This is a genomic window from Streptomyces montanisoli, assembly GCF_017813245.1.
GTDB classification, from domain to species: domain Bacteria; phylum Actinomycetota; class Actinomycetes; order Streptomycetales; family Streptomycetaceae; genus Streptomyces; species Streptomyces montanisoli.
This window is the reverse complement of the sequence record NZ_JAGIQL010000202.1, coordinates 1-9469: the sequence shown is the minus strand read 5'-3', so window position 1 is coordinate 9469 and position 9469 is coordinate 1. Positions and strand designations below refer to the sequence as shown.

Annotated in this window: 6 protein-coding genes, 1 tRNA gene and 2 pseudogenes; 6 read left to right on the top strand and 3 right to left on the bottom strand. The window is 74.5% G+C overall.

Annotation, left to right across the window (positions count from 1 at the left end; all coding sequences use genetic code 11):
- The 3 genes and pseudogenes from JFN87_RS29460 to fdh form a co-directional block, all read left to right on the top strand.
- Nucleotides 1-293 (top strand): annotated as a pseudogene (locus tag JFN87_RS29460) (NrfD/PsrC family molybdoenzyme membrane anchor subunit); the annotation flags it as partial.
- A gap of 1 nt (nucleotide 294) precedes the next feature.
- Nucleotides 295-612, top strand: a complete 318-nt coding sequence (locus tag JFN87_RS29455) for a hypothetical protein (protein ID WP_209344962.1) — start codon at nucleotides 295-297, stop codon at nucleotides 610-612.
- A 1-nt stretch (nucleotide 613) separates the two neighbouring features.
- Nucleotides 614-3868, top strand: coding sequence for a formate dehydrogenase (gene fdh, locus JFN87_RS29450; protein ID WP_209344960.1), 3255 nt, complete (start codon nucleotides 614-616; stop codon nucleotides 3866-3868).
- A 49-nt stretch (nucleotides 3869-3917) separates the two neighbouring features.
- On the opposite strand, the gene selD is transcribed toward fdh, so the two are convergent.
- Nucleotides 3918-4961 (bottom strand): selenide, water dikinase SelD, encoded by a 1044-nt coding sequence (gene selD, locus JFN87_RS29445; protein ID WP_209344958.1) that lies wholly within the window; start codon nucleotides 4959-4961, stop codon nucleotides 3918-3920.
- A 148-nt stretch (nucleotides 4962-5109) separates the two neighbouring features.
- Here selD and JFN87_RS29440 point away from each other — a divergent pair.
- Nucleotides 5110-5202, top strand: a tRNA-Sec gene (locus JFN87_RS29440).
- A 51-nt stretch (nucleotides 5203-5253) separates the two neighbouring features.
- Here JFN87_RS29440 and selB read toward each other — a convergent pair.
- Nucleotides 5254-7050 (bottom strand): selenocysteine-specific translation elongation factor, encoded by a 1797-nt coding sequence (gene selB / locus JFN87_RS29435; protein WP_209344964.1) that lies wholly within the window; start codon nucleotides 7048-7050, stop codon nucleotides 5254-5256.
- Between the two features lie 5 nt (nucleotides 7051-7055).
- Nucleotides 7056-8429 carry an L-seryl-tRNA(Sec) selenium transferase gene (gene selA, locus JFN87_RS29430; protein WP_209344956.1) on the bottom strand — a complete coding sequence of 458 codons (1374 nt, stop codon included), beginning with the start codon at nucleotides 8427-8429 and terminating at the stop codon, nucleotides 7056-7058.
- Between the two features lie 268 nt (nucleotides 8430-8697).
- On the opposite strand from selA, the gene JFN87_RS29425 reads away from it, so the two are divergent.
- Nucleotides 8698-9162 (top strand): hypothetical protein, encoded by a 465-nt coding sequence (locus JFN87_RS29425; protein ID WP_209344954.1) that lies wholly within the window; start codon nucleotides 8698-8700, stop codon nucleotides 9160-9162.
- A pseudogene (locus JFN87_RS29420) lies at nucleotides 9159-9469 on the top strand (DUF4126 family protein); the annotation flags it as partial. The gene JFN87_RS29425 and the pseudogene JFN87_RS29420, both read left to right, overlap by 4 nt.

Below are 9469 nucleotides of genomic sequence, written 5' to 3'. Positions count from 1 at the left end.
AGGCCGGCAGGTTGATGCACGCGTCGGAGGCGCTGAGCGGCGCCGGGGCCGTGCTGGCTCTGACGGCGGGCCGCCGCAGCCGCGTCGCCGCGGCGGCGGCGGGCACGGCGCTGCTGTGCGGCTCGGCCGCGCTCCGCTTCGGCGTCTTCCACGCGGGGGTCGCGTCGACGGAGGACCCCAAGTACGTGGTGGTCCCGCAGCGCGAGCGCCTGGAGCGTGCCGCGGAGCGGCGGGCGGCCGAACAGCGGGCCGCCGGCACGGCTCCCGCGGCCGAGCGGCCGGGAGGCGCCTGAGATGCCCACGCGTGAGCAGGTTCTGCGGCTGCTGGACTCCGGCCTCGGCTACGAGGAGGCCGCCCGCCGGCTCGGCGTGCCGGCGGGGCAGGCGTACATGATCGCCACCGGGCTGCCCGCCGACGGCGGCGACACCCTCACCGACGCGGAGGCGCGCCGCCCCGGTCTGCTGTCCACCAGCAGCCAGCACCTGGCCAACCCGCAGCCGGCCGAGAACCCCACATCGAGAACGACGGTGGCGCGGTGGCTTAAGCAGCGGGCCGCGGACGACGAGCCCATGCGCCGCGCGGCAGCGCGCAGGAAGAACGAGGAGCAGTGATATGGGGATCCGCACCTGGATCGACTCGTGGCCCACCTACCGGCAGTTGAGCGGCGACGACCCGCTGGGGCGCGGCGCGGCGGCCAAGAGCAGGCGCAGCGACACCCTCAAGCCGCGCGTCGCGACGGCCGACAAGGTCGTCAAGTCGATCTGCCCCTACTGCGCCGTGGGATGCGGCCAGAACGTCTACGTGCAGGACGACAAGGTCACGCAGATCGAGGGCGACCCCGACTCGCCCGTCTCGCGCGGCCGGCTGTGCCCCAAGGGCTCGGCAAGCCTGCAGCTGACGACCGGCAACGCCCGCGAGCACCGGGTGCTCTACCGCAAGCCGTACGGCACCCAGTGGGAGAGCCTGGACCTCGACACGGCGATGGACATGATCGCCGACCGCGTCGTCAAGGCGCGGCGGGAAGGCTGGCAGTGGGAGGCCGACGGGGTGCGCACCCGGCGGACCATGGGCATCGCGAGCCTGGGCGGCGCCACGCTGGACAACGAGGAGAACTACCTCATCAAGAAGTTGTTCACGGCGATGGGCGCGGTGCAGATCGAGAACCAGGCGCGTGTTTGACACTCCTCCACCGTCCCCAGTCTGGGGACCTCGTTCGGTCGCGGCGGCGCGACCACCTTCCAGCAGGACCTGCAGAACTCCGACTGCATCGTCATCCAGGGCTCGAACATGGCGGAGTGCCATCCCGTCGGGTTCCAGTGGGTGATGGAGGCCAAGGCGCGCGGCGCCAAGGTCATCCACATCGACCCGCGCTTCACGCGTACGAGCGCCCTGGCCGACGTGCACGTACCGCTGCGCGCGGGAAGTGACATCGCGTTCCTCGGCGGGATCATCAACTACGTGCTGGACCAGGACAAGTACTTCCGCGACTATGTCGTCGCTTACACCAACGCGCCGACGATCCTCGGCGAGGACTTCAAGGACACGGAGGACCTGGACGGCCTCTTCTCCGGGTTCGACCCGGAGAGCCGTTCGTACGACGGCGGCACGTGGCAGTACGAAGGCATGGAGGTGCAGGCCGCTTCCGGCCAGCGGGACCAGGAGTACGAGAGGCGCACCGGTTCCGGCGCCGCCGTGGCCGAGGCGGGCGGCGGGGAGTCGCACGGCTCCGGTGGCGCGCGGATCGGCGAGGGCGAGCCGGAGCGCGACGAGACGCTCACCCACCCCCGGTGCGTGTTCCAGGTGCTCAAGCGCCACTTCGCCCGGTACACACCGGAGATGGTGCGGCAGGTCTGCGGCGTGCCCGAGGAGCAGTTCCGCCAGGTGTGCGAGCTGGTGACGAGCAACTCGGGGCGCGACCGCACGACGGCCTTCGCCTACGCGGTGGGCTGGACGCAGCACACGGTCGGTGTCCAGTACATCCGGGCGGCGGCGATCCTCCAGTCCCTGCTGGGCAACATCGGCCGTCCCGGCGGCGGCATCCTCGCGCTGCGCGGGCACGCCTCCATCCAGGGCTCGACCGACATCCCGACCCTGTTCAACCTGCTGCCGGGCTACATCCCGATGCCGCACGCGCACAAGCAGGAGGACCTGGACGCGTTCGTGCAGGCGGAGGCCGCGGAGAAGGGCTTCTGGGGCAACATGCGGGCGTACGCGGTGAGCCTGCTCAAGGCCTACTGGGGCGCGGCGGCGACGGAGGACAACGACTTCTGCTTCGACTACCTGCCGCGGCTGACGGGGTCGCACAGCACGTACGAGACCGTCATGGCCCAGATCGAGGGCACCTGCAAGGGGTACTTCCTGGTCGGGCAGAACCCGGCGGTCGGCTCGTCCAACGCCAAGATGCAGCGGCTCGGCATGGCGAACCTGGACTGGCTCGTGGTGCGCGACTTCTCGCTCATCGAGTCCGCCACGTGGTGGAAGGACGGGCCCGAGATCGAGACGGGCGAGATGCGCACGGAGGACATCGGCACCGAGGTGTTCTTCATGCCCGCCGCGGCCCACACCGAGAAGGACGGCTCTTTCACCAACACGCAGCGCATGCTGCAATGGCACCACCAGGCCGTCGAGCCGCCCGGCGACGCGCGCAGCGACCTGTGGTTCACGTACCACCTCGGGCGGCTGATCAGGGAGAAGCTCGCGGGTTCCACCGACGAGATGGACCGCCCGCTGCTCGACGTGACCTGGGACTACCCGACGAAGGGCGAGATCGACGAGCCCGAGGCGGAGGCGGTGCTCGCCGAGATCAACGGCTACGACGCCGAGGGCGGTCCGCTGTCGTCCTACGAGCAGCTCGAGGGCGACGGCTCGACGGCCTGCGGCTGCTGGATCTACTGCGGGGTGTACAAGGACGGCGTCAACCAGGCGTCGCGCCGCAAGCCCGGCAAGCAGCAGGACTGGGTGGCGAACGAGTGGGGCTGGGCGTGGCCGGCCAACCGGCGCATCCTGTACAACCGCGCGTCCGCCGACCCGGACGGCAAGCCGTGGAGCGAGCGCAAGGCCCTGGTGTGGTGGGACGCCGAGCAGGAGAAGTGGGTGGGGCACGACGTGCCCGACTTCTCCCCGAACAAGGCGCCCGACCACCAGCCGCCCGAGGGGGCGAGGGGACCCGAGGCGCTGTCGGGCACCGACGCGTTCGTCATGCAGGCGGACGGGAAGGCGTGGCTCTACGTGCCGGCCGGCCTGTCCGACGGGCCGCTGCCGGCGCACTACGAGCCGCAGGACTCCCCGTTCCCGAACCTGCTGTACGGACAGCAGCGCAATCCGGCGCGCCAGTTGCTCTCGCACCCGGACAACCGGTACCAGCCCAGCGGTGACGAGCCGGGGGCCGAGGTGTTCCCGTACGTGATGACGACGTACCGGCTCACCGAGCACCACACGGCGGGCGGCATGTCCCGCTGGCAGCCCTACCTGGCCGAGCTCCAGCCGGAGTTCTTCTGCGAGGTCTCCCCCGAACTCGCCGCGGAACGCCGTCTCGAGCACATGGGGTGGGCGACCGTGGTCACCGCCCGCGGGGTGGTGGAGGCACGGGTCCTGGTCACCGACCGGATGGCGCCGCTCGTCGTGCAGGGCCGCACCGTGCACCAGGTCGGCCTGCCGTACCACTGGGGCCCCAACGGCTACACGAAGGGCGACGCGGCCAACGAGCTGACGCACATGTCGCTCGACCCCAACACGCACATCCAGGAGTCGAAGGCCCTGACGTGCGACATCCGGCCCGGCAGGCGGCCGCAGGGGGCATCGGCGGTCGAGTACGTCCGCGAGTACCGCAGGCGGGCCGGGATCACGGAGGAGACGGGCACCGGCTAGGAAGCGGCGGTGTCCCGGCCCGGGCGGGCCGGGGCACCGGCGAGATCCCTCAGCGGATCACCAGCGCGGAGTCCGACGCGGGCACCAGCTCGCCGATGACGGGCGCCCCCGGCACCTCGCCCGCGACGAGCAGGCCGCCGGACGTCTGCGCGTCGGCGAGCAGCAGCCGTGTCTCCTCGTCGGCCCGCCCGAAGTCGGTGTGCGGGGCGACCCAGGCCAGGTTGCGCCGGGTGCCGCCGCTGACGAAGCCGCCGCCGACCGCCTCCCGCGCGCCGTCGAGGTAGGGCACGGCCGACGCGTCGATCACGGCGGTGACCCCCGACGCGCGCGCCAGCTTGTAGGCGTGCCCGAGCAGCCCGAACCCCGTCACGTCCGTGGCGCAGACGGCTCCCGCGCGCAGTGCGGCGGCCGACGCGTCCCGGTTGAGCCCCACCATGGTGGCGACCGCCTCGGGGAAGACCTCGCCGGTGGCCTTGTGCCGGTTGTTCAGCACGCCGAGGCCGAGCGGCTTGGTCAGGCAGAGCGGGACGCCCGCGCGCCCGCGGTCGTTGCGCAGCAGCCGCCCGGGGTCCGCGATGCCGGTCACGGCCATGCCGTACTTCGGCTCGGGGTCGTCGACGCTGTGGCCGCCGCCCACGTGGCAGCCGGCCTCGGCGGCGATGTCGAGTCCGCCGCGCAGCACCTCCCTGGCCAGGTCGAACGGCAGCACGTCGCGCGGCCAGGCGAGCAGGTTCACCGTCACCACCGGCTGCCCGCCCATGGCGTAGACGTCGGAGAAGGCGTTGGCGGCGGCGATCCTGCCCCAGTCGTAGGGGTCGTCCACGACGGGTGCGAAGAAGTCCGCGGTGGCGAGGACGGCGGTGCCGTTGCTCAGCCGTACGGCGGCGGCGTCGTCACCGCTGTCGAGACCGACGAGGAGTTCCGCGGCCGCCCCGGCCGCCGGAGCGCCGACGAGTCCCGAGACCATCTCCTCCAGTTCGCCCGGCGGGATCTTGCAGGCGCAGCCGCCGCCGTGCGCGTACTGCGTCAGGCGGACGGGGCCCGCCGCGGCCCGCGGCCCGGCCCCCGGTGCTGCTTGCTCGACGGTCTCCATGGCGCGCTCCTGTCCTGTCACGGGTGGGTGTGGCGGTGATCACCGGCGGTTTCCCGAACACACCGCCGGGCGCACGTCGACATCGGTGTCCTGCTGCGGTTTGATGGAGCGGTCCAGGCCCGCCACGCGATCCGGCGGGCAGGGGCGGGGAGGCGTAGGGGTGCCTGGTGGCCCTCCCGGTCTTCAAAACCGAGGTGTCCGAGGATCTCGGGCAGGCGGGTTCGATTCCCGTCCGTCTCCGCCGGCACTCCCCCGGCGGCCGCGCCGCGGGGGGACGCCTTCGCGTGCCCTCTCACCGCGGCTCCTGCCCGTCCTGCCGCGGCTCGGCGCAGCGCCTGCGGGTCTCGTCGACGCGGAGCGTGTGCCCTTTCCTGTCGAGGTGTTCGAGCAGCGGTACGGCCACCCGGCGCGTCGTGTCCAGGGCGATGCGTGCCTGGCTGAGCGTGAAGGGCTGCTCAAGCCCGGCGAGCAGGCGCGCCGCGCGCGCGTCGGCGCCCGGCAGCAGCACGATGCCGTCCGCGACCTTCAGCAGGACGCCGGCGGCGGCCGCGGCGGCCAGCGCCTTCTGGGTCAGGCCCAGTTCGGCGAGGCGTCCCGCCTCGGGCGACCGGTAGGGCCGCTCGGCCAGTTCGGCGTGCACGGCGTCCACGGCCCGCCGCACGGCCTCGGGCAGCTCGGCGCGTGCGGCGCCGCTGTGGAGGCGTCCGTCGCGGCGGTGCAGGGCGGGTTCACCGCGCGCCGTCACCAGCGCGTCGACGAGCAGCCGGTCCGGCAGGCCGAGCGCGCGCCTCGCGGCCTCCGCGGGCATCCCGGGGTCCAGCGGGTTGCGCCGCGCGTGGTCCTGTACGGCCGCCGCGAGCTGTTTCCGCAGCTCCGTCCAGTGCCCGGGGTCGGCGAGCCAGTCCCCTGCCACCGGCTCGGCGGCCAACGGGGCGCCCATGGCGGCCAGTTCGGTGCGCGTGAGCACCCCGCGGCGGCGCAGCTCGGCCGCGGGCTCTGGCGTCCCTGTCATGGCGGCCAGCTCGCGGGCCCTGGTCCTGGCCGCGCCGCGCCGCGTGAACCGGGGCGGCCTCACGTCGAGGACGGTGATGCCGGCGGCGACCCGCCGCAGCCCCGGGTCGCGCACCAGTCCACGGTCGCCGATCCGCAGCGGCAGTTCGGCGGCGAGCGTCAGCCGTGCCGTGTCGTCGCCGATCGGGCGCACCCCTGCCTCGACGGCGGCCGAGCCGAAGTGGAAGGTGAGGCGGCGGGGCAGTTCGGCCGCGGGGTCGCCGTGCAGGCGCACGTCGGCCACGTCGGTGGTGAGCCAGCGCTCCGGGGTGAGCAGGGCGCAGCCACGGCCGAGGCCGCCGGTGTCCCCGTGCAGGTTGACGGCGACGCGGGCGACGGCGCCCACCTCGGTCCTGTCCTCCTTCAGGGACTGCATGCCGCGCACCCGCACCTGCCGGCCGCCGGCGCCCGCGACGGTCAGCCGGTCGCCGACGCGCAGGGTCCCGGCGCCCAGCGTGCCGGTGGCGACGGTGCCCCGGCCGCGGACGGTGAAGGCGCGGTCGACCCAGAGGCGGACGTCCGCCTCGGTGTCGGGCGCGGGCAGCGATGCCGTCATCCGGTCGAGCGCCGACCGCAGTTCCGCCAGGCCCTGGCCGGTGACGGCGCTCACCGGGACCGCCTCGACCTCGCCGAGCGAGGTGGCGGCGACACGGGCCAGCGCGTCGTCGCGCACCGCCGCCGGGTCCGCGAGGTCGCTGCGCGAGACGGCGAGGACGCCGTGGCGCACGCCCAGCGCGTGCAGGACCGACAGGTGCTCCTCGGACTGCGGCTGCCACCCCTGGTCGGCCGCGACGACCAGCAGCACGGCGGGTACGGGGCCGACCCCGGCGAGCATGTTGCCCACCAGCCGCTCGTGGCCGGGCACGTCGACGAACGCGATGTGCCCGCCGTCCGCCGACGGCGTCCAGGCGAAGCCCAGGTCGATCGTCATGCCGCGCCTGCGCTCCTCGGCCCAGCGGTCGGGCTCCATCCCGGTGAGCGCGCGCACCAGCGCCGACTTGCCGTGGTCCACGTGCCCTGCGGTCGCGACGACGTACATGGCGCTCACCGGGCCCGCGTGCCGCTGGCCGCGGCGGACGTGGCGGCCGTGGTGGGTGTGGCGGTTGTGGTGGCCGCCCTGACGGCGTCCGTCAGGGCCGTATCGGCCTCCGGGGGGACGGTGCGCAGGTCCAGCAGGCATCTGCCGCCCTCCACGCGTCCCAGCACGGCATGCCGTCCGCCGCGCAGCGCCTCCGCGTACGCCTCGGGCAGCGACACCGCCGCGCTCGGCAGGGTGACCCCCGGCGCGCCGCCGCCGCCGACCGCGGCCTCGCAGTCGACCGCGCGCGCGTCGATTCCGTCCGCCCTCAGCCCGTCCGCCAGTCGCCCGGCGCGCTCGCGCAGGACGCCGGGCGCGGCGTGCAGGGCCTCGTGCGTGGGAGTGCGCGGGCCGCGCAGGGTGGCTTCGAGGGCGGCGAGCGTCAGCTTGTCGACGCGCAGCGCACGGGCCAGCGGGTGGCGGGCGAGCGTACGCACCAGGTCGGCGCGGCCGAGTACGAGGCCGCACTGGGGTCCGCCGAGCAGCTTGTCGCCGCTCGCGGTCACCACGTCGGCGCCCGCTTTCAGCCAGCCGTGTGCGTGCGGCTCGTCCGGCAGGACCGGTTCCGCCCGCAGCAGCCCGGAGCCGATGTCGGCGACGACGGGCGCTCCGAGCCCGCGCAGCTCGCCGACGTCGGCGCCCCGGGTGAAGCCGGTGATGCGGAAGTTGGACGGGTGCACCTTGAGGATGAAGCCCGTCCCGGGCCCCACGGCCGCCGCGTAGTCGGCGCGCGTGGTGCGGTTGGTGGTGCCGACCTCGCGCAGCCGGGCGCCCGTGGACACCAGCAGGTCGGGAATGCGGAAGCCGTCGCCGATCTCGACCATCTCCCCCCGGCTGACGATGATCTCCTTGCCCGCGGCGAGAGCGGTCGCGGCCAGCACGAGCGCCGCCGCCCCGTTGTTCACCACGTGGGCGGCCTCCGCGGCCGGTACCGCCGCCTTCAGGGCCGCGAGCGCCGAGCGGCCGCGCCTCGACCGCTGCCCGGTGGCCAGGTCGAGTTCGACGTCGGTGGTGCCCGAGGCCGCCGCGAGGGCCGCCATGGCTGCCGGGGACAGGGGGGCGCGTCCGAGGTTGGTGTGCAGCAGGACCCCGGTGGCGTTGACGACCGGACGCAGCCGCGCCGAGGTGTCCGGCAGGGCCGCGACGGCCGCGTCGGCCACCGCGCCGGGCTCGATCTCGCCGCTGCGCACCCGCTGCTGGGCGTCGGCGACGACGGACTTCACCAGGTCGCGTCCCAGCCGCAGGGCGGCGTCGGCCAGCCGCGGATCGGCGAGTACCGCGTCGGTGCGGGCGACCAGGCGCCGCGGGTCCGTGGCGACCGCGGATGCGCGGTGCTCCATGACATGCCCTCCCTGACTCCACCGGGACGCCCCGGGACTCGACCGGCACCGCGGACCCGTGCCGGCGGGCGCGGACCCGCGTACGGCCTCCCCGGCGGAAAGCCGCCCGCGCGCGCCACACACTAGGCGCGCCAGGCGCGCCGCGTACGGTGCCGCGTCGGACAGCGCATCAACTGCCCCGGGAAGGCGGCGCCAACCCTCCCGCGCTGCGGCGCCCGGCCGGGCTCGCGGCTGTTTCGGTCGCGGGGACATGGGAACCCGCCGCCCCATGATCCGATCCATTCTGCGTGGCTGCGTTGCGGGGGCCGCGGGCACGACCGTATTGAACGCCGTGACGTACGCCGACATGGCCGCACGCGGAAGGCCGTCGAGTTCCACCCCTCAGGACGCGGTGGAGAAGATCACCGAACGGGCGGGACACCCCCTGCCGGACACGGACGGACGGGACAACCGGCTCACGGGCCTCGGCGCCCTGTCGGGGCTCGCCGTCGGCACGGGGACCGGCGTCGCCGTGTCGCTGCTGCACCGGGCCGGGTTCCGTCCGCCCGTCGTACTGGGCGGCGTGGTCACCGGGCTGCTGGCCATGGCGGCCAACGACCTGCCGATGACGCGTCTCGGCATCACCGATCCGCGCACCTGGTCGGCGCAGGACTGGGCGTCGGACGTCGTGCCGCACCTCCTGTTCGGCCTGGCCACCTACGCCGCCGTCGCCGCGTCGGCGCGCGAGACGTGAGCCGCACGGCCCGCGGCGTGACGCGGGCGGCCCTGATCGGCGCGGCCACGGGGCTGCGCAGCACGTGGGGTCCTGCCGCGCTGTCCTGGACGGCCACGCGGCACGACATCCCGCCGTCCGCCACGGCCCTGCTCGTACGCAGGCCGGCCGGTGTCGCCACGCTCGCCGCCGCGGTGGCGGAGTGCGCCGCCGACAAGTCGCCCGTCATCCCGAGCCGGCTGTCCGCGTCCGGGCTCGTGCCGCGTCTCGTCCTCGGCGCGGCGACGGGCGCGGCCTTCGCGGGACGCGGCCGCACCGCCGCACTGCC